General features: G+C 50.8%; 22 protein-coding genes and 1 tRNA gene. 14 read left to right on the top strand and 9 right to left on the bottom strand.

Translation table 11 applies throughout. From position 1 onward, the window contains the following. Positions 1–68: 68 nt before the first annotated feature. Positions 69–1994, top strand: coding sequence for a CHASE4 domain-containing protein (locus KI809_RS09925; protein WP_214171376.1), 1926 nt, complete (start codon positions 69–71; stop codon positions 1992–1994). A 19-nt stretch (positions 1995–2013) separates the two neighbouring features. Then, the gene (locus tag KI809_RS09920; protein WP_214171375.1) at positions 2014–2664 is read left to right on the top strand and encodes a response regulator; all 651 of its coding nucleotides are present in this window, start codon (positions 2014–2016) and stop codon (positions 2662–2664) included. A 185-nt stretch (positions 2665–2849) separates the two neighbouring features. Here the strand turns inward: KI809_RS09920 and KI809_RS09915 are convergent, their stop codons facing one another. Next, positions 2850–3677: a nitroreductase family protein gene (locus KI809_RS09915; protein ID WP_214171374.1), complete on the bottom strand. Its 828-nt coding sequence runs from the start codon at positions 3675–3677 to the stop codon at positions 2850–2852. Positions 3678–3690: 13 nt separating this feature from the next. Beyond that, positions 3691–4326 carry a flavodoxin family protein gene (locus tag KI809_RS09910; protein ID WP_214171373.1) on the bottom strand — a complete coding sequence of 212 codons (636 nt, stop codon included), beginning with the start codon at positions 4324–4326 and terminating at the stop codon, positions 3691–3693. A 169-nt stretch (positions 4327–4495) separates the two neighbouring features. Here KI809_RS09910 and KI809_RS09905 point away from each other — a divergent pair, with 169 nt between their 5' ends. Both KI809_RS09905 and KI809_RS09900 read left to right on the top strand, forming a co-directional pair. After that, positions 4496–4858, top strand: a complete 363-nt coding sequence (locus KI809_RS09905) for a winged helix-turn-helix transcriptional regulator (RefSeq protein ID WP_281416889.1) — start codon at positions 4496–4498, stop codon at positions 4856–4858. Between the two features lie 104 nt (positions 4859–4962). Beyond that, complete coding sequence (locus KI809_RS09900) at positions 4963–5739, top strand: DODA-type extradiol aromatic ring-opening family dioxygenase (protein ID WP_214171372.1); 777 nt, start codon at positions 4963–4965, stop codon at positions 5737–5739. Between the two features lie 397 nt (positions 5740–6136). Here KI809_RS09900 and KI809_RS09895 read toward each other — a convergent pair whose 3' ends face one another. Further along, positions 6137–6403 (bottom strand): hypothetical protein, encoded by a 267-nt coding sequence (locus tag KI809_RS09895; RefSeq protein ID WP_214171371.1) that lies wholly within the window; start codon positions 6401–6403, stop codon positions 6137–6139. A 558-nt stretch (positions 6404–6961) separates the two neighbouring features. Further along, positions 6962–7528: a hypothetical protein gene (locus KI809_RS09890; protein ID WP_214171370.1), complete on the bottom strand. Its 567-nt coding sequence runs from the start codon at positions 7526–7528 to the stop codon at positions 6962–6964. A 314-nt stretch (positions 7529–7842) separates the two neighbouring features. On the opposite strand from KI809_RS09890, the gene KI809_RS09885 reads away from it, so the two are divergent. The 4 genes from KI809_RS09885 (at position 7843) to KI809_RS09870 (ending at position 11797) form a co-directional block, all read left to right on the top strand. Continuing rightward, positions 7843–8778: a hypothetical protein gene (locus tag KI809_RS09885; protein WP_214171369.1), complete on the top strand. Its 936-nt coding sequence runs from the start codon at positions 7843–7845 to the stop codon at positions 8776–8778. Between the two features lie 74 nt (positions 8779–8852). Further along, complete coding sequence (locus KI809_RS09880; RefSeq protein WP_246559335.1) at positions 8853–10130, top strand: plasmid replication initiation factor; 1278 nt, start codon at positions 8853–8855, stop codon at positions 10128–10130. Next, positions 10123–10401, top strand: a complete 279-nt coding sequence (locus KI809_RS09875; RefSeq protein WP_214171368.1) for a helix-turn-helix domain-containing protein — start codon at positions 10123–10125, stop codon at positions 10399–10401. Before KI809_RS09880 ends, KI809_RS09875 begins: the two co-directional genes overlap by 8 nt. A 79-nt stretch (positions 10402–10480) precedes the next feature. After that, positions 10481–11797, top strand: a complete 1317-nt coding sequence (locus KI809_RS09870; protein ID WP_214171367.1) for an Arm DNA-binding domain-containing protein — start codon at positions 10481–10483, stop codon at positions 11795–11797. Here the strand turns inward: KI809_RS09870 and KI809_RS09865 are convergent. The 3 genes from KI809_RS09865 to KI809_RS09855 form a co-directional block, all read right to left on the bottom strand. Beyond that, a tRNA-Gly gene (locus KI809_RS09865) sits at positions 11798–11872 on the bottom strand. It lies immediately after the preceding gene. Between the two features lie 88 nt (positions 11873–11960). Beyond that, the gene (locus KI809_RS09860) at positions 11961–12356 is read right to left on the bottom strand and encodes a heavy-metal-associated domain-containing protein (protein ID WP_214171366.1); all 396 of its coding nucleotides are present in this window, start codon (positions 12354–12356) and stop codon (positions 11961–11963) included. Between the two features lie 98 nt (positions 12357–12454). Beyond that, positions 12455–15073: a cation-translocating P-type ATPase gene (locus KI809_RS09855; protein ID WP_246559334.1), complete on the bottom strand. Its 2619-nt coding sequence runs from the start codon at positions 15071–15073 to the stop codon at positions 12455–12457. 237 nt (positions 15074–15310) lie between these two features. Here KI809_RS09855 and KI809_RS09850 point away from each other — a divergent pair, with 237 nt between their 5' ends. From KI809_RS09850 to KI809_RS09840, 3 genes are read left to right on the top strand one after another with little or no spacing between them, the layout of a single operon-like run. Further along, positions 15311–17554 carry a PAS domain S-box protein gene (locus KI809_RS09850; protein ID WP_214171365.1) on the top strand — a complete coding sequence of 748 codons (2244 nt, stop codon included), beginning with the start codon at positions 15311–15313 and terminating at the stop codon, positions 17552–17554. Continuing rightward, positions 17551–17940, top strand: a complete 390-nt coding sequence (locus tag KI809_RS09845) for a response regulator (RefSeq protein WP_214171364.1) — start codon at positions 17551–17553, stop codon at positions 17938–17940. Before KI809_RS09850 ends, KI809_RS09845 begins: the two co-directional genes overlap by 4 nt. Next, entirely contained in the window at positions 17937–20072 is a 2136-nt protein-coding gene (locus tag KI809_RS09840) for a putative bifunctional diguanylate cyclase/phosphodiesterase (RefSeq protein ID WP_214171363.1), read from the top strand. The genes KI809_RS09845 and KI809_RS09840 overlap by 4 nt, the downstream gene beginning before the upstream one ends. A 100-nt stretch (positions 20073–20172) precedes the next feature. Here KI809_RS09840 and KI809_RS09835 read toward each other — a convergent pair whose 3' ends face one another. Beyond that, positions 20173–20664, bottom strand: coding sequence for a Ros/MucR family transcriptional regulator (locus KI809_RS09835; RefSeq protein WP_214171362.1), 492 nt, complete (start codon positions 20662–20664; stop codon positions 20173–20175). 280 nt (positions 20665–20944) lie between these two features. Beyond that, complete coding sequence (locus KI809_RS09830) at positions 20945–21919, bottom strand: rhomboid family intramembrane serine protease (RefSeq protein ID WP_246559333.1); 975 nt, start codon at positions 21917–21919, stop codon at positions 20945–20947. A gap of 53 nt (positions 21920–21972) precedes the next feature. Here KI809_RS09830 and tilS point away from each other — a divergent pair, with 53 nt between their 5' ends. The 3 genes from tilS to folP all read left to right on the top strand — a co-directional run bounded on the left by tilS (position 21973) and on the right by folP (position 26218). Further along, positions 21973–23397 (top strand): tRNA lysidine(34) synthetase TilS, encoded by a 1425-nt coding sequence (tilS, locus tag KI809_RS09825; RefSeq protein WP_214171361.1) that lies wholly within the window; start codon positions 21973–21975, stop codon positions 23395–23397. 113 nt (positions 23398–23510) lie between these two features. Then, entirely contained in the window at positions 23511–25352 is a 1842-nt protein-coding gene (gene ftsH, locus KI809_RS09820; RefSeq protein ID WP_214171360.1) for an ATP-dependent zinc metalloprotease FtsH, read from the top strand. Next, positions 25349–26218, top strand: coding sequence for a dihydropteroate synthase (folP, locus tag KI809_RS09815; protein ID WP_214171359.1), 870 nt, complete (start codon positions 25349–25351; stop codon positions 26216–26218). Before ftsH ends, folP begins: the two co-directional genes overlap by 4 nt. Positions 26219–26229: the final 11 nt, after the last annotated feature.

Raw genomic sequence — 26229 nt, 5'->3', positions numbered from 1 at the left:
AAGGGGAAGCTATGTGCTAGTAAAATCTGAGTAGGGCAAGACTCTACCCAGGGCAGTGGAAAGGGCGCATGAAGATTCGTGTCGGGTCAGTGTTTGGTGTTGTCTGCATCATTGCAATTCTCTGTATTGGGTTGCCGGTAATAGCCTTTAAAAGCTTTGCCCTTATTGAGCGGGAGGAGCTGATAAATGACCTTCGGCAATCGCTTAACATCCTGAATGCCGAAACTCAGCAGTTGAGCACAACGGCAGGGGATTATTCAGGATGGGACGAAACATACAAGTTTGCTCAAGACGAAAATAGTCAGTTTGTTAAAAACGGGCTTGGCGAGTCGTTTTATTCAAAACTCCGCTTCAATTTCTTTTTCATCTTCAACAAAGACGGTAAAATGCTCTTCTCTCGAGGGCACGACTTCCATGCCAATAGCCAAAAGCCTGTCCCTGATAGCCTGCTGAAATACCTGTCACCAGGGTCCACTCTTCTAACTCATAACTCGCCAGAGCATACTGTTACCGGTCTGCTGTCAATACCTGAAGGCACTCTGCTGATTGTGTCCCGCCCGATCCTTACCAGCGAATACAAAGGACCGGTTAACGGGGCGCTGGTTATCGGCCGTTTTCTGGACAAACCAGAGATCAAGCGGCTAGGCTCTCTGATCCAGCACAACCTCACTTTTATCAACTCTGCAGCTCAGGCAGGAGATAATTATTCACGATTAAGGGCCAAGCTGGCTAACAAGGACGCGATTCAGATTACCATTGACGACAGTGACTCCATTACCGGCTACGCGTTAGTGCCCGATATCTTCGGTAAGGACGCCGGGATACTGCTGGTGAAGAAATCAAGAAAGTTAATCAGCCAGGCGAAACTGGCCACCTGGCTGTTCATAATCATCTGCGGCACCTCCCTGTCACTGGTGATTAGCTATTATTTGCTGGCTAAAAAGCGACTTGACGCCGCTCATTACGCTGAGAAACTGAGCAGTGAGCGGCTGCAAGCCATAATCGATCTCGCCGTTGATGGAATATTCATTCTGGACAACAACGGGCGCATCCTCAGTTTTAACGACAGGGCCTGCGAAATTACCGGACTTGCCGGTAGCGAGATGGAACAGATGACCTTGTATCAATTATTGAGCCCGAATAACGAAAACCCTCCGTTTTCGTTTGCTCTGCCAACAGAAGGGAATACCGTCACGCTCGAAAGCCCTCTGCCCAGAAAGGGCGGATCGACCGCCTTTGTGGAGATGCGGATCAAGCAGATGCCCGACGGCAGTCTGCAATGCTTTATGAGGGACATCTCCGAGCGGAAGGCGCTTGAGCAAGGATTAATAACGCAGAGAGACATAATTTCAGCGATGGCGGCTGAACTGTCCATTGCCGAGGAGCGGGAGAGATGCCGGATTGCCGGTGAGCTCCATGATCAGGTTGCGCCGACCCTGCTGCTGGGAAAGATGAAACTGAACTCGATGATAGCGGCTAATGGTTCATGCGAATGCGAACCGACAACTGTGGAAGTTGAGGCGTTGATAGACCGGGCGGTTCAGGATATCAGGTCGCTTACTTTCCAGATGCGGCCGCCGATACTTGCAAACGCCGGTCTTGAGGCTGCCTTGAAGTGGCTTGGCGAAGAGTTTGAGGGGAATTACGGCCTGAAAACAGCCATAACTAATGACACCAGCCCGATCCCGCTGACCTACGAAACACGCTCCACGATCTTCCAGATCGTGAGAGAACTGCTGCTGAACATTACAAAGCATGCCGGCACGAAACAGGCCAGTATCACAATTGCAAGAAAAGACCAGATGATCGTGGTAACTGTAGAAGACAATGGCAAAGGGTTTGAACTAGCCAAATCAACCCTGTTGCAGCCAAAATCCGGAGGATTCGGGATCTTCAACTCGCAGAAGAGAATAGAGTTTCTGGGGGGGACGCTTACCATTGTTTCTGCTCCCGGAGCTGGTACTATTGTAACAATAGCAGCCCCAATCGCCTGAACAGAGGAGAATTGATCTGATGAGAATCAAAATACTGCTGGTGGATGACCATGCCATATTCCGTGAAGGGTTGCGTTCACTTATCGAAAAAGAAGCCGATATGACCGTTGTCGGCGAGGCGGGAAACGGGATCGAAGCGATCCGTCTTGCCCGGGAGCTGTCGCCTGATGTCGTGATCATGGATATATCGATGCCCGAGATGAACGGAATCGAAGCGACGAAGCAAATCCGGGAAGCTAGAGGAGACGTTAAAGTACTGGCTCTTTCCATGGAGTCAGACCGACGGTTCATCGTGGAGGTGCTTGATTCCGGGGCCAATGGCTACATTCTTAAGGATGCCCCGTTCAGCGAACTTGCCGATGCTGTAAGGATCGTGGCCGACAATGAGACCTATCTCGGGCCAAGGATTACCGAGCTGATCATCAAGGATTATTTGCAGAGGATTCCGGACAGACTCCCTTTGACCTTCGAGTCCCTCACCAACCGTGAACGGGAAATCATTCAGTTGATAGCCGATGGCAAGAGCACTAAGGACATCGCATCGCAATTTGTGGTCAGTATCAAGACCATCGAAGTCCACCGGCACGCCATTATGAAGAAACTGAACCTCTACAGTGTTGCCGAACTGACAAAATATGCCATAAGAGAAGGGCTTACCTCCCTGAATTAAGGATGACTAGGTACCCGCCGGCTTACGCACCTTGATACGCAACAGTGCAGGGCACCTGGCAGAGCAAACTCCAGGCAATGCCCAGTTCTAATAATCCCCAGAAATAACAAAATCCCGGTAGCTTAAAGCTGCCGGGATTTCTAGGTTTGGAAGCGGGCCATTAGCCCCGATAATGGTAACAACCATTACCCAACATAACGATGAATAGGTGGAGGGCCGTGCTGGGCTGTCCGGGCATACTGTACTGCCGGTTTGCCGAATGCCATTGCATACCCTACCACATGGCCGTCAGGAATCCCCAGGCTGGTGCGGAACTCAGGCATTAAGTCATTGATTGCCCATTTTGCCAGACCATCCCAGACAGTACCAACGCCAAGCGTCTGGGCAAATATCTCGAATGTGGTTAGCGCTATCAGGCAGTCCTGAACCGGGGTCACAATGTTTTGTGGGGCCGATGCCAGCAGAAGATGCGGGGCACCACGAAAGAGGATATCTATGCCGTGTTCATCCCACGCACGATAAAACTCGGCAAAGAACTCCATTCCTTCCGGTAGCCTGTTTTCCTTAACGATCTTGCCCAGTCCGGCCATTACCTCATTGCGCAGCTTTGCCAGTTTTTCGCGGTCATCAACGACGGTAAAATGCACCTGCCGGGCATTCATGCCGGATGGCGCGTAACAGGCCACGTCAAGCAACCGTTGCAGCAGCTCCGGTTCCAGATTCTCCGGCTTGTATTGCCTTACAGCCCTGCGCCCTTTGATCAGCAGCTCAAGCTGGTCAGCATCTGGCATATTGCCGGTCAATGACAGACTCTTTTCCGGGGCAAGCCCCAGGATGGATATTGCTCCGGTCGGGCAGACGGTAAAGCAGTGCTGGCATCGGTAACACCGCGCTTCCTTTTCCTGGGCGATAAAAGGGCACCCACCTTCCTTCGAGATGATTCGTGCCGGACAATCAGTGACACACTTGCCGCACTTGATACATTGCTGCTGGTTGACTTGAAAATCAATCACCTGAAACTCCTTTCTAGTGAATAAAGCTAAAGAACGTCTTTGCTTCGCGCTCTGGTGGGGTGATAGCCCCTTTGCCGTGTTCAACCAGCTTCAGAAGCCAAGCCATATTCTTTCCCAGCACCCGCATGATCTGGACTCCCTCAAGGTCTTGGGTAACTTCACCTGGTGCTCTGCCGTGAATCACGTTCCAATAGTTTGAGGTCGGTAGCAGCATTTCTGCATAATTCAGGAAGTTGTTCAACTGGTCAAAGGTAGGCAAGCCACCGGATCGCCTCACCGCAACCACCGATGTGCCTACCTTGTGGCGGAGCATTGCGTCATTGACACCGGTAACGAAGAAGGCACGGTCCAGAAAGGATTTCATGGTTCCCCCGATGGCTGAGTAATGCACCGGGGAACCCAGGATGATTCCGTCCGCCTGCTTCATCTTCTGGATCCACTCGTTGACTGCATCACCCGGCAGCACACACTGCTCGTTCTTGTTCTTTACGCACTGATAGCAGGCGACACAGCCTCTGATAGCCTTGTTGCCGACATGGATGATTTCGGTCTCAATCCCTTCTTTTTCCAGTTCGGCAGTTACCATTTTCAGCGCATGCCAGGTATTGCCTTCTTTATTGGGGCTACCGTTAAAAGCCACTACTTTCATATGAACTCCTCCTTAATAAGATTCTATGCAACGGTACACTTTTCTTTGGTAATCATTTGCGCTATATTTATTCATAGGCGCTTAAACGTCAATAACGTACTTTTATGAAACGTAGTACCTTATAAAGTACATAGTTACCAAATGGGAACTGTGTGCGCAAGGAATGATTATGCAATCGAATCAAAACACAACAGACCTTATGCTGTACAGGGAGAAAGAGTATAAGTGCGGCATCGATGTGACTCTTGCGGTTGTAGGGGGCAAATGGAAGGCATCAATTTTATGGCATCTGGCGCAGGAAACGATGCGCTTTTCCGACTTGCAACGCCAGTTTTCCGATACTACCCGAAAGATGCTGACCCAGCAGCTTCGTGAGTTGGAAGCCGATGGGCTTGTTCATCGGGAGGTGTATCCCCAGGTTCCGCCAAAGGTTGAATATTCACTTACTGAAAAGGGGAGAAGCATTTACCCAATCCTTGAGCAGATGTGCGAATGGGGACGTGACTACCTGCAGTGTGGCTTGGAATCTTGACCCGGCAGCGTTACCGGAACCAGCTTCGAGAGCAGGATCGACACTAGCCCGGAAGAGTTGATTGCCGCAGACAGGGCCGGTGCCAGGTTAATGGAGGAACGCACATGACAAAAAAATTCCCAACGCTTTTTGTATCGCATGGTGCACCGAGCTTGATCATAGAAAATTGCCCGACACGAGACTTTTTGCAGAGATTGGGTAAGGATATCGGCCACCCAAAAGGGATTGTCTGCGTATCTGCCCATTGGACAACGCAAGAACCACGGGTGACCATGCATCCGCAACCGTCCACAATCTATGATTTTGGCGGGTTCCCTGACGAACTATACTCCCTGAAGTATCCTGCGCCCGGCGATCCGGCTCTGGCAAAGCGGGTGCTGGCTCTGCTTCATTCTCAGGGGATACCGGGCGAGACGGATATGTCCCGCGGTTATGACCACGGCGCCTGGGTGCCACTCATGTTGATGTACCCGGAGGCCGATATCCCATTGGTGCAACTTTCTGTCCAACCACACCTGGAACCGGAGCACCACCTGGCAATGGGTAAGGCACTACAACCGTTATTGGATGATGAGGTGCTTATAATTGCCAGTGGATCGGCAACCCACAATCTCCGGGATTTCTTTGGCCGAAAACTGGATGCGACGCTATTACCATACGCTCAGGAGTTTACCACCTGGTTGAAGACCTGTGTTATCGAGGGGCGTACTGATGACCTGCTTGACTATACAAACCGTGGCCCCCATGCTTTGCAGAACCATCCCACCCCGGAACACTTTCTGCCGTTCTTTGTTTCACTGGGTGGTGGCGGGGTGGGCCGGGTGTTACATGATGCCTACACCTTCGGGGCTATTGCCATGACTGCGTTTTCCTGGCAATAACCCCCATATGGGACCGTCAGTTTTACACGCAACCGAATGATTCTCTCCAGTTGCTGCTAACTCCAGTTTACTTCGACAGGTTAACTCCGACTAGCATCCGTAACAGCTTCATTGGCATCTGCAGCAGAGGTAATACTCAGAAGGCTCCGGCAATGTACCGGAGCCTTCTTTAATCTTTGGAGTGGGAAACGGGATTCAAGTGGCTAAAAGTCCAATAAAATTGAGTGGATAATAGCCTGTGCACTAAGCTAAATTCTCAAAATATTACAATCCTTTGCGAGTGCGTCTTAAGTCCAATTAAGTACACCCTGATTAATTGCAATGCAACCTGAATAGCAACGGTCTGGGAACGGTTATATTTTCGATTCCCCAAATTTGAGCTAAGATAAAATGGCTTCTATTTCTTTGGCCGTTCAAAACACATGACCCCGACGGTCCCAAATCTGTTTCCAGTTGTATATTCTGAAAGATAAACCATTCTCCAACCATCATATTTTGAAAGCACCTGTTTCATTTCGGATGCATCCCTCATGTCGCTAGGTTCGCACCGAGTTTCCATTGATGCGTTCTCGTGGTCTGATCCTCTCATTACTGAAGAAATATTAGCTGGTTGACAACCTGTGCCTGCGCTCAATAATAAAATAGCGAACAATACCTTTTTCATTAACTGCCCTCCTTATGATTTTATTAATGTTGATTATATCTGCAATTCGGTAAAAAACATGAGAGGGGTTGAAAAAATGTTGGGTTTCCATCGGATATAAATCTGGTCACAGGACTGAATACCTTGGAATGAACGGTGTCGAAGCGAAGCTCAAGTGCCGCCCATTCCTTGTTGCCCAGAATAACAAAACCCCGGTAGCTGAAAAGCTACCGGGGTTTCAAATTTTGGAGCGGGAAACGGGATTCGAACGGCTAAAAGACTAATAAAGTCAAATGGATAACAGGCTGTAAAACAAGCTAAATTCAAAATATTGCAAGCCCTTACGAGTGCGTCTTAAGTCCAATTAAGTACATCCTGATAAACGGTGATTCAACCGGAAAAGCAACGGCATGGGTACGGTTAAAATATGTTATGGCTCCCCGTCGCGGACAAATTTGGTCACTGGGAAGAGTATCATTTACTATAGTGGTGCAGAAGTTGACCTGGCTGGCTTTTCTTCCCATCTAATTTTCTTGTTGAAATTTTGCTTTTTTGTATCTTGATTCCAAGCCAACCCATTTAATTACTTTCATTCTTTTTAAAAGATAGAGTAGTAATGAATCCTATTGAATCTTTACCTTGGCTTAGATTGTTTTGAATCGAGACTGTTATTGTTGTGTTATCCAATACCCAGTCTGAAGTAGTTTTATTGAGAGTTAGTCCATTATTTGTTCTTGTATATTTCTTTTCACCACTTGCATTTCCATATTTTTCATTACACCAATTTACCAACCTATTGTAATCATCTGGAGTTGTAGTTTCATTAAAATCAGGATAAATATCATATGATATTATCTGATTATTATTACTATTCACAAATATGCTCATTCTTGTATTAAAATAAGGAATATTTTCGTCTGTGATGTATTTATGAAATATATAATCCCCACTTTTAGTCATTCCTCTTAATGACCACTTTGTTAACTGATACAATTCACTTTCTTCCAAAGTTCCCCACTTGTAGGTTGACCAAAACGACCTATTTTCTACCAGTTTCATCAATTCGTCAGCCCCACCGTAAGAAGTTCCGCAAAAAAAGACAAATAACGCCATAACAACAAATGCAATTCTAAGAAGTTTTTTCACGTTATATACCTCCATTATACTATTATCACACGACAATTAGCAGAAAATGCTCAAAACTCCATTGCAATTATCTGCTTCTGTCTGTTTTCCCCGTTTCAGTAATACAGGGGCTTGAAAATACATTAATTACTTTTTACATTCTTTCTCATTCCCCTGCAAGTTCATTATCAACTGAACCGTCCACATGAAAACGAGCGCAGCGAGTAGGGGGAGCGCGCCAAAGTGGAGCGCTCGGCTCCCCCGTTTTCCTGTGGGCGGGGTGCAATATCCCCCTGGCAAGTTATACTATCCTTGATTTCATTCAAGGAGTCCGTATGCTTGCAGTTCATAATTGGGGGAAAGACAAACCATACATCATCAGAATATTTGCTGCACACCTTGTGTCAACCGTTCAAGATATGTCAGATGACTTTCACTCAATCAAGCTTCGTCGGTTCGCAAGTCAAAAGTTTCCCATGCCTCGTCTAAAATATTGGTTTGCTCTTTATCGTTCCCATAAGAAAAACATTCAGTTGGTAAAAGATATCTGGTCGGCAGTCTATGGGAAAAATATTATTCAATCCTTTTCCGAACTGCTCAAAGAACTATCAAATCAGAAGAATCAATCAAAACATAAGAGGCCTAATCCACCGTCACCAGAAGAAATTGAGCAAGCCAAGAACTTACTTGACATGGTTCTCACTGCATCAGAGAAAGACCTTGAGGATGAATTCAATCAACTCCCACTCAAACAAGCTGTGAAAAGAAGAATGTCCAAGCTTCTCACCGAATCTCCGCTTGAACTTGCATTTTATCTATTCGTTGCGGTTCCTTGCTGGGCTCTTTACAGAACGTCACCGACTTACTTATATCGGAGAGCCAGGCAGGGAGATTTTTCTGCTTTAGAAAATCTACTTCGCCTCGATCAACTAATGCTGCATGATCCAATGATTGGTAAACAGATAATCGCTTATCGGTTCAACCACTCTTCTTCCAAATACCGAAAATTGTTGACTGCTGCGACCTCACCCCCAAAAGGTCACAACTCCCGAAAAAACATCCTTCTTTCACAAGTCGGCTTAATTTCAACACTTTCTCATTTAACAGAAAAACCGCTAACCCCACAGGATTTATTTGAACTGATCGAAGCATTCGACTTCGATAGTAAAGGTAAGCTGTTCGAAGACCTCCCCAAAACACCTGACGCACTCGCCCGTGCACTTTCCCCAGATCGAAACTTATGGCGAAATGTTTTTGTGTCGGACAATTAAATCTGACTTTCGTGTCCGATCCCTCCCGCTGACTTCATGTGACTTTAGAGAAAATCAAATCTCTGGAGGATCACATGAAATCGAAAAGCACCAACACAAGCAATTCAACATTACCGGATAAAGAAGGTTCAACTGTAACCCTGGAAACGACAGGCGGAGCGGCCACGGTTTCCGGCTCTGCCGGTTCCGCGGCTGCGGAGCCTGTTGTCACGAGCATGGCGGAGTCTGTAACACGCCATGCTCAAAACCCATTTGATGGAAATTCCAAGTTCCTTCTATGTGGGATAGATTCTCTTGATTTGGGTCTTTATGTCACCTGGGATGCTCTCTGGGAAAAGGTCACCCTCCCTTTCTTCAACAGCAAAAAGGAAATGGCCCAGGGTACAACCGGCATAACCGAACAAACAGACCTTGGCCGCTCGTTCCTTATTCTCCCTGGCGGTAAAGCTCCCAATTACCGCTTTCACCTTCAATTCCCCGAATACCATATCTTTCTCGGCAAATCTGCCTCTCCTGGCAAATCTCCAAACGTCTATGTGTCCATCAATGCTTCAACACTCTGGCACGTCGAGCTTGAAACGATCCTTGAACTTCTGGAGTATGACCTTTCCAGTTACGGCGGGACAATAGACCGGATACAGCCAAGCCGTGTTGACCTTTGCGCCGATTTCAGAATGGATGCCGGTTTGTCTTTCCCCTTCCTGGAACAACACCGAGTTTCCAGAAGTCACAAGATCAATTCCATTCATACCGGCCCCGTTCTGGAAACCTATTATTGCGGCTCTCCTTCCTGTCCGATTCGATTACGCATTTATGACAAATCAAAAGAGATTGCCAAGAACAACAAGCAATGGTTTCGCAACCTCTGGGAAGTCGATCAGGATGCTATTGTTTGGCGGGTAGAGTTTCAACTTCGGCGCCCTGTCTTGAAACAGTTCCGCATCATGACCCTTGATGACCTCTGGCAAAAGATCGGCTCTGTATGGGAGTATCTTGCCGGTGAATGGTTCTCGCTGCGCCTACCTGACAATGACAAGGCAGAACGCCGCACTATTCACCCCTGGTGGCTGTCTGTCCAGAATTGCCGTGGAGAGTTCGGGGATTCCATAGGCATCAAACGTATCTATAAAAACGACGAGGTGGAACCGATTCAAAACATCCTGGCGCATATCATGGGAAGGATGGTGAGCGTTGCCGCATACCGGGGGATAAATGATAGAAAAAAGGCAATTGTTGACCTCTTCCAGATGATCTTTGAAAAGAGCAGTGACGAGAAATTTGCCAGTGAGTATCAGAAGCGGGTTATCCGCTTGAGTTTTCGTGGCTCGTTCGGAGGGGATGACCATGAATGAAGCAGACGACCTCTTGACCATCGAACAGCTTGCACTAAGGCTCCAGGTGTCACGGACCACTATTTTCTCCTGGCTGAAGTCCGGCACTCTCAATGAAGGGTTACATTACTTTCGCCTGGGGAGAGTTATTCGTTTTCACTGGCCGCTTGCTTTCATGATCCCCAAGCGGTCTCCGCGGAAGAGAATTGAACCTGGCTTGAAGGAATTCCCCAAGAGCAAAAAACCGAAAGCAAAACGGGGAGCTTCGTCAGGTATCAATCTGGACTATTGATAATGTGATGCAATGTCGTTATTCTCCCTCCTGGACTTAAGACGCACCGGAGGGAGGGTAATGCCTATGAGGTGAAAAAATGAAGATGAAGAAAGGGACGCTGGCCCTTGAAACACCGGCTAAAGAGATTGGCAGTGTTAAACGTCGCAAGGATTCAAAAAAGCTCTATGTGGATTTTTACTACTTCGGCCACCGGATCATCAGATCAACCGAACTTGATGACACCCTGGCCAATGAAATAAGAGTCCGTGATTTCCTCAACCGGATCATGGAGCGGATCGAAACAGGGACCTTCAAATTTGCCGAAGCGTTCCCAGGAGCAACCAAGAAGGAAAAGGCATTCTTCACAAGCCTGGAGGGTAGGGAGTACCGACCGGAACCGCATCAAGTGCTTTTTGGTGATTACGTCAAAGAGTGGATGAAGACCATCTTCCCAACCTTTGGATCACCGACCAAGCACCGGGACTATCAAGAATCAATTAAAAGGATTCTGCCATATTTCCGAAACATGACCTTCCATCAGATCACCGGCCAGGAGTTGTTTCGATTCACTGAGTCGTTGAAATGGAAAACCGGCGCAAACAAAGGTAAACCGGTTTCACGGTCACGCAAGGTCAATATCCTGATTCCCTTCCGCGCAATCTGGAATGATGCCTGTGATCATTACCGGTGGGTAATCAAAAGCCCTTGTGACGGTATCCACAAGAAGCTGCCAAAGACAGAGAAGAAAGAACGTCTTGCCCTGAGATTCAATGATTGGCAACTGTTCCTTGAAAACCTCGAAGATCATTACCGCCCCATTGCAGAACTTATGATCCTGACTGGGATGATTGTTTCAGAACTTTCCGCCCTGACCAAAGACAGCATTCAGGGTGAATATCTGAGACTGACTTCCTCCTATGTTCTCAAGGCAGAGAAAACCAGCATGAAGACCGCCTTTCGCAAGCGTGATATCTACATCACCGAGGCAATCAGAAAGCGGCTCGACATTCTGACGGAAAGGGCAACGACACCGTACCTTGTTACAAGCTCCAGGGGAACCAGACTACACAGCACCGACTTTGCAAAAGTCTGGAAGAAAGCGGTAGATCAGGCAAACATCTCTCCAATGACCTCCTACATTGCGCGGCATTCATTCGCCGCCTGGAGTCTAACCATTGGAGTTAATCCGCTGCGACTTGTAAAGCTCATGGGTCATGCATCAAAGCAGATGGTGTATGAGGTATACGGGAACTACGTTGAAGGGTTGGAAGAGGATGCTGAAGCGATTTACAATTACTTTGGCCAGGACTTTTTAACACCCCGGAAAAAGGAAAACCCGATACCGTTTAGATACAGTACCGGGCACAGTCGCCATGTTGATCTTTCTAGTCAATCAACATTGTTGAGTTTTTAATGGAGCGGGAAACGGGATTCGAACCCGCGACTTCAACCTTGGCAAGGTTGCACTCTACCACTGAGTTATTCCCGCTCAACGAGTTTCGTTTTATAGCAAAGCATGAAACCCGAGTCAATATTTTTTTCACTTATCAGGCAATATTCACACAAAACTTATTGCGTCACTTGCTCTTGGAGCAGTCGCCGCAGCCGCCGGTACTGCATCCTGCACCGCCTGAAGCCAGTGTTTTATACTCTTTCATGGTCATCAGGTCCACGATCTGGCATGGAAAGCCTCTTCTGTTCATGGCTTCGGCAACGCTCCTTGGGTCGACTGCCCTGGCGTCGAAAACAGCCAAGGCGATTCCCTTGGTCGGATCAATCCTGACCGACGAGATCCCTCCGGTTTCGCTTAGCGCCTTATTTACTGCTGCAGCTGAACGCGCAGATTCGATCCCCTGGATCTGGAATACGGCTACTGCGTTTGCCGCAGCATCAAACTGAAGCACCAGCCCGAATAATACCAGGGCCACGGTAGCCCCTAAAATCGCGAAAATTTTTCCTGCACACTGAGTCATGACGCTCTCCTGTTATCTGCTTGCTTGAGTTCTTGGTTGGTTCAATCTACGAAAAAAACCTAGAATATGCCACTGAAATCAGGAGGCAGGGGAATAGATCAGACTCTTTCTTTATGAAGCCATCTTTGCACCAATTTGGCCAGTTCGCCCGTGACCAGGATAAGGGTTGCCCCTGCCAGCACCGCTGCCAGAGCCCGCCAATCCAGGGCCTCGGTACGGAAAATCTCCTGCATGAACGGCAGGTAGATTACGACAAGCTGGAGCATGACGGTTGCTGCAATGGCGGCAATCAACGGTTTATTGGAGAAGATACCGATTTTGAGCAGAGATTCATGTCTGGACCTGACCTGCAGCGCCATTGCCATGCGGGACAGAATAAGATAGGTGAAAACCATGCTCTGCCAGGGGAGGCCTGTTGCAATGCCGTATTTTTGCAGGCACAGACCGGTAATGCCGAGGACTAAGCCGTTCAGGATGATCCATCTCCCCCGACCACAGCTGAAAATCCCTTCATTGCGAGGGATCGGCGGTTGGCGCATCAGGTTCTCCGTTGCTGGCTCAGCAGTCAAGGCAAGTCCGGGAAGGCTGTCGCAGAGCAGGTTCAGCCATAAGATCTGGACCGGGAGCAGGGGGAGTGGCAGTCCGAGAACAGGGGCCAGGAAGACCAGCCAGATAGTGCCGGCATTGGAGGTAAGTGAATAAACGATGAAGCGCAGGATGTTTCTGTAGATGCGCCGTCCTTCCTCTATGGCGCCGACGATGGTTGCGAAGTTGTCGTCAAGCAGCACCATGGCGGCGGCGCCTTTGGCGACATCGGTGCCGGTTATCCCCATGGCAATGCCGATCTCGGCTCTCTGCAGCGCAGGGGCATCGTTGACGCCGTCGCCGGTCATCGCCACAAACTCTCCCCGACCTTGCAAAGCTGTTACGATTTGCAGTTTCTGCGAAGGGGCTACCCTGGCGTAGACCCTTGTCCTGGCGGCAAGTTCGGCAAGTGAGCCGGTGGCAAGCTGTTCCAGCTCTTTGCCGGTGATGGCCGGTGGGTCGTCTGCGGATGCAATGCCGAGACTTTCGGCAATGGCAGTGGCGGTCGAGGCATGGTCGCCGGTAATCATGATCACGGTTATTCCGGCGCTCTTGCAGAGTTGTACTGCCTCGGCCGCTTCTGGCCGGGGCGGGTCCATGATTCCGGCAACGCCTAAAAAGGCAAGTCCGGCTTCGGCTGTCTCCGAGGTAATCTGCTCCGGCAGTTTGTCCCAGTAGCGAACGGCAAAGCCTATGGTACGCAGCCCTTGAGCTGCCATTGCTTCGGCAGCGGCAACTGATGTCTGCTCCGGTTGGCTGCGCCCGGCAATTGCTTCCAGCGATCCTTTGGTCAAGGAAACTATGCCTGTGCCGCAGCGGTGAAAGGTGGTCATGAGTTTTCGGTCGGAGTCGAACGGGAGTTCGGCAATGCGCGGAAACCGCTGTTCCAGTACTTCTTTCGGAAAACCGCAGGATTCGGCAAGGGTTGTCAGGGCAATTTCTGTGGGGTCGCCGGACAGGCTTCCGCTTTCCCCGGGGCGAGTGTCGTTGTTTAGGACGGCGGCGGTAATGAGAATTGTCAGTTTGTCGTTGAGCCGGAGGGCAGCAGGCTCGGGCATGACAACACTGATTGCGGAAGCAGGTAGCCGGTTGCCGTCAACACAGACCTCAGTTACTTCCATGCGGTTCATGGTCAGGGTCCCGGTTTTGTCGGTACAGATGCAGGTGACCGATCCCAGGGTTTCTACTGCCGGCAGACGGCGGACAAGCGCATTCCGGTTCGCCATCTTTCGTGCTCCAAAGGCGAGGGCAATGGTGACAACGGCTGGCAGGGCTTCCGGGATTGCCGCTACCGCAAGAGATATTGCCGTAAGGAGCATCAAGACCAGCGGCTCGCCGCGCTGGATGCCGACGCCAAAGAGGATGACGCAGATTATCAGGATCGCAGCGGACAGTCGTTTGCCGAACTGCGCCAACCGGATCTGCAGCGGAGTTTTCGGCTCCACCCCTTCTGACAGAAGGGTGGCAATTGCGCCCAGCTCGGTTTTGGTGCCGGTTGCGGTAACTACCCCGGTTCCCCGGCCATAAACGGTTACTGTCCCCCGCCAGGCCATGTTGACGCGGTCTCCCAGGGGGAGTTCCCGGTCGGTGAGGACCCGTGATGTCTTCTCCACCGGAGCGGATTCGCCGGTGAGAGCCGCTTCGTCTATTTGCAGGCGTGCCGTGTCAAGCAGCCTCAGATCGGCAGGGACCACGCTTCCTGCTTCGACCAGCACCAGATCTCCGGGAACAAGGTCCCTTGCCGGGATGTTTCTGAGGGTGCCCTCCCTGACAACCCTTGCCGTCTGCCCTGCCATTTTTTTCAGGGCTATCAAGGACTGCTCTGCCCGGAACTCCTGGGTAAAACCGATTGCCGCATTTATCAACACAATGGCGATAATCGGGATTGCATCCTTGAGATCGCCGATGCATGCCGCTACGATTGCCGAAACTATCAGGATGATGATCAACAGGTCGGTGAACTGGGCCAAGAGTATTGCGAAGGCGGAGCGACCGCTTTTCTCAGGTATGATGTTGGCGCCGTACTGCGTAAGCCTGATGGCTGCTTCTTCAGCTGAAAGCCCGGTTGGTGAGCTATTCAGCTTGAGCAAAGCTTCTTCTGTAGTCAGCTGATGCCAGGTCATGATTTCCATTTCATCTCGTTGTTTCGTAGTCTTTTCAGGCAGGCCGTTAGCGGGGACGAATGCTCATCTCGTGCGAAAGTCCCGGTATCAGCTGAGGCCCCGGCAGAAGCGACATGCAAACGGCAAGTCCCTTTGCCAATTATATAAGAGCCTGGCAGATTTGCATCTGTGCTGACATTGATTATTCCCGGGGGCCTGATAAACTGTTAATCATTTCATGATCCTTTAATCGAGGAACCGACTCGCTTGCCCATTACCTCAGAATCTCCCAGATCGATCAGCAGAGAAATAATCACTCTCTTGGTGGTCTGTCTTGCCTCTTATCTCATCCTTAGCGGCATCTTGGTATTGATTTATGAACAAAAGCAGTTGATTGATGAGCAGAGACGCTATGCCAAGGTACGGGTGGAGCGGATTGCCAGTGCGGTCTCAGCGTCTTTCGGCAATTTGAACCGGATTTCTCTCAATGAGTTGCTGTTGCAGAATGTGGTTGACGAGGATGTCAATGCCATTGTCGTGAAAAGTGCAGACGGTACTATCATTATCGGCAAGCGCAAGTTAGATGGGGCGCAGCACGAAGTAGCCGATATTCTTAAAGAAGAGGATATCCCTGTTTATGACTCCAGCTGTATAGATACTCATGCCGTCATCAGAGAGGGCAAGACACTCGGTAGCGTGGAACTGCTGCTAAACGATGAAGAGATCGTAAAGAAATTGCGAATTGCTCTTTTGGAAGAGTTTTTCCAGGCGTTAATCCCGATTCTCATTGTTTGTCTGGTGCTTTACATTGGGCTGTCACGTCTGTTGTTGGAGCCTCTTTCCTCGATCTTTGCGATGGCCCGTGATTTCAGCGCAGGTAATTTTACAACCAGAATACAGATTAATTCTGAGAATGAAATTGGTTCGCTGGCAAACATATTCAACCGGATGGCTGACCGGATTGAGGATGAAATCGGGCAGCTTGCCGATGCCGAGAAAAAATACCGTTATCTTTTTGAATCTATACAGGACGTTTTTTACCGGGAAAACAGGGCAGGGGTGGTCGGTCTGGTATCTCCTTCAGTGGTGAAAATGCTCGGTTATTCCCAGGAAGAGGTGGTTGGCAAGCATTTGGACGAGTTTTGCATTCTAAAAGGCTCAAGAGATCTGTTGTTTTCCGAAGTCTCCAGAAAAGGGTCGGTGGAGGATTATGACCTTCTGCTTAGACATAAGGATAGCCGGATTATTACGGTGTCGGTCAACTCCCATCTTTATTATGACGAGCAGGGCGAAATCGCTGGGGTTGAGGGAACGCTTCGCGATATCTCTGATCGAATGCGCGCTTTCGACGAGATATCGCAGCTCAAAAGTTCTTTTGCGGAAATCATCGAGACACTGCCTTCAGCTATCATCGTTGTTGACGGCGAGCTGCATATCGAGTTGATGAATCGCTTGGCCGAGGAGTTCTGCGGTTTTTTGCTGAGTCAGGCAAAAGGGGTTTCGGTAATTCAGGTACTGCCGGCCTTTGAAAGCGAACTGCAACTTGTTTCCCAGGTAATTTCCGGGAAAGAGCCTTATGCCAAGGAACGTCTGGCAGTTGCCTGTGGTTTTGAAAACAGGTTTTTCGATTTTCAGATATACCCCATGAAGTCGCGAGAGACTTCTCGGGCGGTCATCCGTTTTGAGGATGTTACTGATAAGGCCAGGATTCAGGAGGCTTTGCTGCAGTCTGAAAAGATGCTGATGGTGGGTGGGCTTGCTGCTGGGACGGCCCATGAGATCAACAATCCCCTGGCTGCAATTCTGCAAAATGCTCAGAACATTGAACGGAGGATCTCTCCGGATATCCCGGCCAATCTGCAGGTAGCCAGTGAGATTGGTATTGATCTGGCGTTGCTCAGGACGTACCTGGAAAAAAGAGGTGTTATCGGGTTTGTCTCAAGCATTCGCGAGGGTGGCGTGCGGGCCTCGAAGATAATTGCCAATATGCTGCAGTTTAGCCGCAAGAGCGAGTCTCGTAAGGAGCTGTCGGACCTGAATACGGTGCTTGAACAGTCTTTGGAGTTGGCAGCAAGTGATTACGACCTGAGAAAACGTTATGATTTTAAACAAATAAGAGTAGAGAAAGATTTTTACCCTGGCCTGCCCTTACTTTCGATAACTGTTTCGGAAATCGAACAGGTTATCCTGAGTGTCATTAAAAACGCGGCGCAGTCCTTATCCGAATCGAAGCAGCCGGACCCGTGCATTACCATGAGAACGCGCCTTAAAGAAGGATTTGCCGTGGTTGAGATCGAGGACAATGGTGCGGGAATGACGGAAATTGTGCGCCGCAGGGTCTTCGAGCCATTTTTCACTACTCGTGAGGTCGGCAGGGGTACTGGTCTTGGCATGTCGGTATCGTATACTATAATTACCTCTAACCATAACGGTTTTATCGATGTCTGGTCGGAACCTGGAGCCGGTGCCAGATTCACTATCTCACTTCCTGTGGAAAAGAGCGGTTCATGAACGCACCGATTCGGGTCCTGATAATTGATGATGATGAGCTGGTCCGGGAAAGCATCTCGGCATTCCTTGAAGATGACGGTTTTTGGGTCGAGTCGGCAGCTTCAGCTGAAGAGGCACTGACCAAGCTCGAGACAGCCAATTATGATCTTTGCCTGACCGACTATAGTTTGCCCGGTATGGATGGCGAAAGCTTGATCCTCCGTGCCAATGAGGCAAGTCCTGCAACCCGGTTCATAATGCATAGCGGCGTGAGCTTCGCACCGTCCGATGAACTTTTGCAAATCGGGTTTTCACAGGATAATGTGATGTCCAAACCGATAATCCGGTTGGAACTTCTCTCGGAAAAAATCAAAAAGCTTGCAGGAAAAGCGGGTGAATCGGAATGAGCGGCAAACCTTTACGGCTCCTGACAATCGATGATGAGGCTTCAATCCGCAACAGCATTGCGGTTTATTTCGAGGATTGCGGTTTCCTGATTGATGAAGCGGCTGACGGAGTTCAAGGGCTTGATGTCATCAGGCAACAACGGCCCGATATTGTCGTTACCGATCTGCGCATGCCGAGAATGGGGGGGCACGAGTTCATCGAGGCGTTGCGCATGATCGACGACAACCTCCCGGTAGTTGTTGTTTCAGGCACAGGTATCATCGGTGATGCCATTGAAGCACTCAGGCTTGGTGCCTGGGATTACATCACCAAACCGATACAGGACCTGGCTGAGCTGGAACTGATTGTCGGTCGTTGTCTGGAGCGTGCCCGGTTGATCAGCGAGAACAGGGAGTATCATGAGAATCTCGAACAGCTGGTTGCCCAGCGCTCTGCGGAGATCCGCAAGCTGTTCAAGGCGGTCGAGCAGAGTGCGAACGCTGTCATCATAACCGATACCAATGGCACCATTGAATACGTTAATCCGAAATTCACCGAGACTACCGGTTATGCAATGGATGAGGTGGTCGGGCAGAAGCCGAGTATCCTCAAGTCAGGGGTTCAGCCGGAAACTTTTTACAAGGAACTGTGGCGCATAATCAAGGAAGGCAAAGAGTGGCGGGGCGAGCTCTGCAATAAACGCAAGAACGGTGAACTCTTCTGGGAAATGTGCAGCATCGCGCCGATCAGAGATGAAAAGGGTATCATCACAGACTATGTGGCCATCAAAGAGGATGTAACCGAACGCAAACGCTATGAAGACCAGCTTGCCTATCAGGCCAATTACGATCTGCTGACCGGGCTCCCCAATCGCTACTATCTCCAGGGTTATCTGGAAGCCCATCTGAGCCGGCTGAACTTTGAATCACTCTATGCGACCCTGATGATGCTGGACATCGATAACATGAAGTTCATCAATGATACCTTTGGTCACGCATTCGGTGATCTTCTGCTCAGGGAGATCGCCGCGCGTTTGAAGAAACTGTATGGGGAGGGGAGTTTTGTCGCCCGCTTTGTCGGCAACCAGTTTGTGATCATCCCTGAGGTTGCATCTGTGGCAGACAATATGCGTCAGCAAGCGGAAATTCTCAGGAAGGCGATGAATGAAGTCTATCTGGTCAAAGGCACCGAGGTTCTGGCAACCGCCAGTGTCGGGGTGGTGTCTTATCCGGAGGACGGGGAGTCTGTAGAGAACCTGCTGAAAAATGCCGAAGTTGCCATGTATGAGGCGAAGAAACAGGGGAAGAATACGGTTGCATTCTATACCAGTGAACTGAATATCCAGGTGGAAAACCGGCTTTCCATGGAAACCCGGCTGCACAAGGCCTTGAGCCGAGGTGAGTTTTCACTTCATTACCAGCCACAGATCAGCCTGAATACTGGCTCAATAATCGGCATGGAAGCGCTGCTCAGGTGGAAAACCGGATCAGATGGCTTTGTATCGCCGGCGCAGTTTATTCCGGTACTTGAAGAGACCGGGCTTATTCTGGAAGTCGGCGAGTGGGTGCTGCATGAGGCTTGCAACCAGTCTGTGGCCTGGGAGAAAAATGGGCTCAAAGATTTACGGGTATCGGTTAATATCTCGGCACTTCAGTTCATGCGCAGTGACCTTGATGTCACCGTGCAGCATGTACTGCAGCAGTCAGGGCTTGATCCTAGGAAACTCTGCCTCGAATTGACCGAAAGCATGATCATGATCGATAGTTCCAGAACCATGGAAAAGCTGGAGTCGCTGACCAGTCTGGGCATAACCCTGTCGCTTGACGATTTCGGAACCGGCTATTCCTCTCTGGAATACCTCGGCAGACTGCCGATACATGAACTCAAAATCGACCAATCCTTTGTCCGCCGGATGTCCAATACCAAGAACGACGCTGCTGTGGTAAACACGATCATTGCCATGGGCCACGGGCTGGGTATGGATCTGGTTGCGGAAGGGGTGGAGAGCAAGGAACAGCTTGATTATCTCTACGAAAAGCAGTGCGGGATCATTCAGGGGTTCCTGTTCAGCAAACCGCTGCCGGCCACGGATTTTGCCGTTTTCTGTTCTGAATGGGGTCCGGAAAACGTCCTGTTGATGATGAAACAATAAAGCCCCCGGTAAAGGGGGCTGTCGTTTATTGTGGCTTACCTGTAGGTGGTAGCGGGCTTATTGCCTGCGTCACCGGTCTTTTATCTCAAAGCTAATTATATTACTTCTTGGGTTTGGCTACTTTTGCCTTTGGTGCTGCCTTGGCCGGTTTCGCATTTTTCGCAGCTGCATTTGCTGCTCTGACCTGCCGCGCTTTGGCAAGATTGCTTGCTAAGCCCCGATCCTGAGCGACTTTTCTTCTTGCGTCAGTAAGGCTCTTGGCGGAAAGAGGTTGCTTGCTCGGAATGCCGAACTGCTTTTTATAATCTTTTGGTTTTATATTATGAGCGCTGTTGAGGTGTCTGGTAAGTGTCTTGAAACCGCCTTTACCACAAACAAGACAGATAACTTCATTCTTCTTGAAGGCTTCTTTTACTGTTATGGCCGGTTTTACTTCTTCTCCAGGCACGACAACCTCTTTGCCAGCTTCAAGAGACTGTAGAGCAGCATGAACTTTTTGCAGTTCTGCAATCAATTCTTCAGAGCTCATCGTAGTAGTTGAGGCATGAGCTGCCACAATTTCGGCTGCCATTTCGATGATTGTTGATGCCATTAATTTATTCTCCTTTGATAGAGTTGAATACCGCTTATTAAACAGGTTATTAACCGTATGTCAAGTAGCAAAACAACGATTGATAGTCAATAATTTTCAGTTATCGACAGTATACATGTTGTCGATTGATTGAATAGTCGGCGATTAATATGATTTGTTGTCGTTATTGCTGAAAAATGCGGAGTGGAATATCGATGCCACAGAGACAGTAGCAGATAGAATTAAATTGTGTCATGTTGTTGTTGAGCAACAAATGTTTAATGCAGCAATTATATTAGTTTCAAATTGCAAACCTGATTGCTGCCCACCATGACATGATTACAGTAACAATAGCCAGCAGAGCAAGTCCCTGGTTTACTCTCCTTCCAGGGCGATCATATCTTTCTATCAGGTAACCGCTGAACACGCCGAATAGCAAACCGAACAAAAAGCCGAAAAAATGAGCGCCCAGGTCCGTATTGTTGCCTTCCGTGCCTAGTGATGCCAGCAACGCCATGGCACCGGCGACAGGAGCATACCAGCGTCTTTTCAAGTGGTGCCGGTAACGGATCATGCTTATCGCCGACAACAAGCCGACGCCTCCGAATACCAGGGTTGAGGCGCCGATAGATGTGTGTGTTGGCAAGTGGAAATGGGCATTGGCGAGGTTGCCCATGGCCCCTGATGCCAGCAACAAGGTCCAGGCAAGCCCTGATCCCAGTTCCCGGCAGAGAAAGATGATGAACACCCCGCCGATGGCCAGGTTGCTCAGCAGGTGCAGCCAACTTGCATGAAGGGTCAATGCGGTGATCAGGCGCCACCATTCGCCATCAAGAATCCTCGCTGCCTGGGCACTGCCGATTTGCGACCACTCCGGCGGTGGATGACCGAAGATCGGGATGTTAAGCAGGGTGAAGTTGTGAAACGTTGCCAACAGGAGCAGCACAGAGACTGACGCCAGGGTGTTCTCCACCAACGGGTTCGGTTTTGGCGGCGGTGGCGGCCAACCGATATTTTCCGCTTCAAAGAGCGAGAGTTGATTTATGGCATGCTCAAGATGATCTGAAGGGACCATGAGGTTCCAGCGGATGCCGTAGCGCTCGAGCCTGCCAGGAATGCCTTGAGATTCCAGAACCAAAGCCCATGATTCAGCTCGTTTTCGAGAAAGTGCCGGCAACGAGTGCCATCTGTCGGACAGCGGCGGCAGGGCGAGCCATTCAACCGGTTCTGCCGTATCAAGGTGCGAGTTAGTTTCCATAATTGATACTATAGGCATGGCAGCCCGAATATGCTATGTTGCGACGAAATTTTTTTCATAAAGACGGATTTATGGACCAAACAAACACTTCCCTGTTCAGAAAGATTGACCGGACAGTGCAGGCGCATGGTCTCCTCTCGCCAGGGCAGACGGTTGTCGTAGCTGTCTCCGGCGGGGTTGATTCTATTGTGCTGCTTGATTACCTTGTGTCGAGACGTACCAGCCTCGGACTCTCGCTGATTGTGGCACACCTGAATCATTCCCTGCGCGGCAACGAGTCTGATGGCGATGAGGCGTTTGTCAGTTTGTTGGCCCAGGGGTACGGGGTGCCCTTTGAGTGCCGCCGTGAAGATATTGTTGCTCGCGCTGCGCGCACCGGTTTGTCCTTGGAAGAGGCAGGTCGAGAGGCGCGCTACGCTTTTTTTAGCGACGTGGCCCGGATTTCCGGGGCAGATGTGGTTGCCATTGCCCACCACCTGGACGATCAGGCGGAGACGGTACTCCTCAGGCTGATCCGTGGCAGCGGCACCACTGGGCTGGCCGGCATGTCCCATCGTTCAGCTGACGGTAGGTATATCCGGCCGCTGCTTGATGTGGAGCGTTCCGAGATCGAGCGTTTTGTCACTTCTCGCAAGCTGGGTTTCCGCACCGACAGCAGCAACAGTGACAGCTCATTTCTCCGGAACAGGGTGCGCTTGGAGCTGCTCCCGCTGCTGACTGAATACAACCCGGCCATTGCCCGGCGGCTGGCTGAAACCGCAGGGATCATGGCTGCGGATGAGGCCATACTCTCGGCAGCTATTGCCAAACGATGGCAGGAGGTCGGCAGCAGCTCGGACCACGAGGCTGTTCTCGATGGAGAGGCAGTGAGCAAGGATTCCCAAGGGGAGCGGTTACGCCTTTATCGTTATGCGATCGAGCTTCTGGTCGGCAATCTGCGCCGGATATCATATCGGCATCTCCAGGGGATAGATCGCCTGCTCCTCCAGGGGCCGCCGAACGGCAGCCTGAACCTGCCGGGCGGGCTTGTCGTTACTCGCTGCTACCGGGTATTGACCTTCAGCTTGCAGCCGCTTGCCAGGGATGTCCCGGGTGAACTAAGGATAATGGCTGAAGGTGTCTACGATTTGCCGTCCGGCGGCAGGGTAGCGGTTGAGTGCTGTGACGGCCAGGTCGCGGCGAGCGAAGACGGCAGACTGGAGCTGATCGTAAATCTTGCCGAGCTGCCGTTCCCATGGCTTGTCAGGAGCTTCCTGCCCGGCGACCGCCTGGAACCGCGCGGGATGAAGGGGCGCAAGAAGGTCAAAGACATCTTTATCGATGCCAAGGTGCCCAGACCGGCGCGGCAGAGAATTCCCTTGTTTTTCTCAGGGGCAAGACTTTTCTGGGTTGCCGGACTCAGAAAAGGGGGCTCAGTTCCGCAGCATATACCGGAAAGGCTTGCAGTGAGGGTGCGGCTGCTTGAATTTCCGCCGGATGCTGCTATGCTTGCCTAAACGCTTGTCAACGTATGGCCGTTGTGGTACTTTTCACCACTCGTTTTTATCAATAAACACGGCGCTTTCCGAATCTCTTCGGCTGCGTACGTTACTTAAACAGGGGGTTGCACTTGAACCAGTTCTACAAGAACCTTGCACTCTGGTTGGTTATCAGCTTGATGATGATTCTTCTCTTCAACCTGTTCAACAAGCCCAAGCCGGCACAGGAAAGGCTCAACTACAGCGAGTTTGTGACTGCCGTTGATGCCGGTAAGGTGGCGTCGGTCATTATCCAGGGGAATGATATTATCGGCAAGTTCTCGGATGGCAAGGAGTTTAGAAGCTTCAAGCCGGCCGATGCCAACCTGACACCGAAGCTTCTGGAAAAGAAGATCGCTGTTTCGGCGCGGCCCGATGAAGAGAAATTTTCCTGGTTTTCAATCTTTATCTCCTGGTTTCCTCTTATTCTCCTGGTCGGGGTATGGATATTTTTCATGCGCCAGATGCAGGCCGGCGGCGGCAAGGCGATGTCGTTCGGCAAGAGCCGGGCAAAGCTGCTGACCGAGGCCCAGGGAAAGATTACCTTTGAGGATGTTGCCGGTATTGAAGAGGCCAAGGAAGAGCTGGAAGAGATCATATCTTTCCTCAAAGATCCCAAGAAGTTCACCAAGCTTGGAGGGCGCATCCCTAAAGGGGTGCTGCTGATGGGACCTCCGGGTACCGGTAAGACCTTGCTGGCCCGGGCAATCGCCGGCGAAGCCGGTGTGCCGTTCTTTTCCATCTCAGGTTCCGATTTTGTCGAGATGTTTGTCGGGGTCGGCGCCAGCCGGGTTCGTGACCTGTTTGTCCAGGGGAAAAAGAGCGCACCCTGCATTATCTTCATTGACGAGATCGATGCGGTCGGTCGCCATCGTGGCGCCGGCTTAGGCGGCGGCCATGACGAGCGCGAACAGACCCTGAACCAGCTTCTGGTAGAGATGGACGGTTTTGAATCCAACGAAGGGGTTATCCTGATAGCGGCAACCAACCGTCCCGATGTTTTGGATCCGGCACTGCTGCGGCCCGGTCGTTTTGATCGCCAGGTTGTCGTGCCCCGCCCCGATGTCAAGGGGCGCGAGATGATTCTCAAGGTACACGCCAAAAAAGTTCCGCTGTCACCTGAGGTAAATCTTGAGGTGATCGCCAGGGGAACCCCCGGATTTTCCGGCGCCGACCTTTCGAACGTGGTCAATGAGGCTGCACTGCTGGCGGCACGCAAGAACAAGACCGTGGTCGAGATGATCGACTTCGACGATGCCAAGGACAAGGTCCTGATGGGCGTGGAGCGCCGCAGTATGGTGATCTCCGATGAAGAAAAGAAGAACACTGCCTATCACGAGGCCGGCCACACCCTTGTAGCCAAGCTGATTCCCGGGACCGACCCGGTCCACAAGGTCTCGATCATTCCGCGTGGCAGGGCGCTGGGCGTCACCATGCAGCTGCCGATAGAAGACAAGCACAGCTACACCAAGGAGTCGCTCCTGGACCGCATCGCCGTGCTTATGGGCGGGCGCGCTGCCGAGGAGATCATCTTCAACAGCAAGACCACCGGCGCTGGCAACGATATTGAACGTGCCACCGAGATCGCCCGGAAGATGGTGTGCGAGTGGGGGATGAGCGATAAGATGGGGCCGGTCACCTTTGGCAAGAAAGACGAATCGATTTTCCTCGGCCGCGACATGGCGATGCACAAGAACTTCAGCGAGGCCACTGCCGTGGAGATCGACAACGAGATCAGGCGCATCGTTGACGAGAACTACTCCCGCGTGGTGAAGATGCTCAGCGAGCATGTCGATCTGCTGCACAAGCTGTCGAAAGAGCTGATCGAGAAAGAGAATCTGACTGGAGACGAGGTCGAAAAGATCGTCAATCCGGTGATTACGCCACTGACCCAGCCGGCGGCTCCGGCAGACGAGGCTCCCCAAGAGGCATGATCTCCGGTATTCAGCAAAGCTGGAGACTTGCTGGCCGCTCTATTGAGCTGGCACCCCCATGCATCATGGGGGTGCTGAATATAACTCCGGATTCGTTCTCGGATGGCGGGAGTTTTCTCGCAATCGATCGCGCCGTTGATCGTGCCTTGGCCATGGTCGATGAAGGCGCCGGCATTATCGACATCGGTGGCGAGAGCACTCGCCCCTTTGCCGAGGCGCTGTCGGAAGCAGATGAACTAAGCCGGGTGCTGCCGGTTATCGAGAAGTTGGCACCCCGGTTGTCAGTGCCGATTTCCGTTGATACCTACAAGGCTGGCGTGGCACGAGCAGCCTTGGATGCCGGTGCTGAGATCGTCAACGACATCAGTTCCCTGACCTTTGACCCTGAGATGGCCGGGGTAGTTGCCGCTGCCGATGCCGGGGTCGTGTTGATGCACACCCGGGGCAGACCCGATGCAATGCAGACCAATACTGTCTACGCCGACCTGGTTAAAGAAATTACCGTTTTTTTTGAGGATGCCCTGGAGCGTTGTGATAAGGCAGGGATAGCCCGTGCCAGAGTTGCCCTGGATCCCGGCATCGGTTTTGGCAAGGATATCCAGGGGAATCTGGAAATTTTGCGACGCCTCGCCGAGTTCTCTGGATTTGACTGCCCCCTGTTGGTGGGCACCTCCCGGAAATCGTTCATCGGAGCTGTTCTTGACCGGAAGGTTGATGCGCGTATCTTCGGGACTGCCGCTACGGTTGCCGCTGCAGTTTTGCATGGAGCATCAATCATACGGGTTCATGACGTCAGTCAGATGCGTGATGTTGCGATCATGGCACAGGCGATACGTGACGGATACGCCCCTCCGCAGGCAGCCTAACCACAGTTATC

Source organism: Geoanaerobacter pelophilus (assembly GCF_018476885.1).
GTDB lineage: Bacteria > Desulfobacterota > Desulfuromonadia > Geobacterales > DSM-12255 > Geoanaerobacter > Geoanaerobacter pelophilus.
The sequence above is the reverse complement of the archived record's forward strand: the minus strand, read 5'-3'. Positions and strand labels throughout refer to the sequence as shown.

Excerpts from the sequence above, each read along its gene's own strand:
- KI809_RS09895 (WP_214171371.1), bottom strand. The coding sequence starts at position 6,403 with ATGAAAAAGGTATTGTTCGCTATTTTATTATTGAGCGCAGGCACAGGT.
- KI809_RS09885 (WP_214171369.1), top strand. The coding sequence starts at position 7,843 with ATGCTTGCAGTTCATAATTGGGGGAAAGACAAACCATACATCATCAGA.
- KI809_RS09860 (WP_214171366.1), bottom strand. The coding sequence starts at position 12,356 with ATGACTCAGTGTGCAGGAAAAATTTTCGCGATTTTAGGGGCTACCGTG.
- KI809_RS09875 (WP_214171368.1), top strand. The coding sequence starts at position 10,123 with ATGAATGAAGCAGACGACCTCTTGACCATCGAACAGCTTGCACTAAGG.
- KI809_RS09910 (WP_214171373.1), bottom strand. The coding sequence starts at position 4,326 with ATGAAAGTAGTGGCTTTTAACGGTAGCCCCAATAAAGAAGGCAATACC.
- KI809_RS09830 (WP_246559333.1), bottom strand. The coding sequence starts at position 21,919 with ATGCCTATAGTATCAATTATGGAAACTAACTCGCACCTTGATACGGCA.
- KI809_RS09835 (WP_214171362.1), bottom strand. The coding sequence starts at position 20,664 with ATGGCATCAACAATCATCGAAATGGCAGCCGAAATTGTGGCAGCTCAT.
- tilS (WP_214171361.1), top strand. The coding sequence starts at position 21,973 with ATGGACCAAACAAACACTTCCCTGTTCAGAAAGATTGACCGGACAGTG.
- KI809_RS09925 (WP_214171376.1), top strand. The coding sequence starts at position 69 with ATGAAGATTCGTGTCGGGTCAGTGTTTGGTGTTGTCTGCATCATTGCA.
- KI809_RS09870 (WP_214171367.1), top strand. The coding sequence starts at position 10,481 with ATGAAGATGAAGAAAGGGACGCTGGCCCTTGAAACACCGGCTAAAGAG.
- KI809_RS09840 (WP_214171363.1), top strand. The coding sequence starts at position 17,937 with ATGAGCGGCAAACCTTTACGGCTCCTGACAATCGATGATGAGGCTTCA.
- KI809_RS09845 (WP_214171364.1), top strand. The coding sequence starts at position 17,551 with ATGAACGCACCGATTCGGGTCCTGATAATTGATGATGATGAGCTGGTC.
- folP (WP_214171359.1), top strand. The coding sequence starts at position 25,349 with ATGATCTCCGGTATTCAGCAAAGCTGGAGACTTGCTGGCCGCTCTATT.
- KI809_RS09880 (WP_246559335.1), top strand. The coding sequence starts at position 8,853 with ATGAAATCGAAAAGCACCAACACAAGCAATTCAACATTACCGGATAAA.
- KI809_RS09900 (WP_214171372.1), top strand. The coding sequence starts at position 4,963 with ATGACAAAAAAATTCCCAACGCTTTTTGTATCGCATGGTGCACCGAGC.
- KI809_RS09920 (WP_214171375.1), top strand. The coding sequence starts at position 2,014 with ATGAGAATCAAAATACTGCTGGTGGATGACCATGCCATATTCCGTGAA.
- KI809_RS09905 (WP_281416889.1), top strand. The coding sequence starts at position 4,496 with ATGCAATCGAATCAAAACACAACAGACCTTATGCTGTACAGGGAGAAA.
- KI809_RS09855 (WP_246559334.1), bottom strand. The coding sequence starts at position 15,073 with ATGGAAATCATGACCTGGCATCAGCTGACTACAGAAGAAGCTTTGCTC.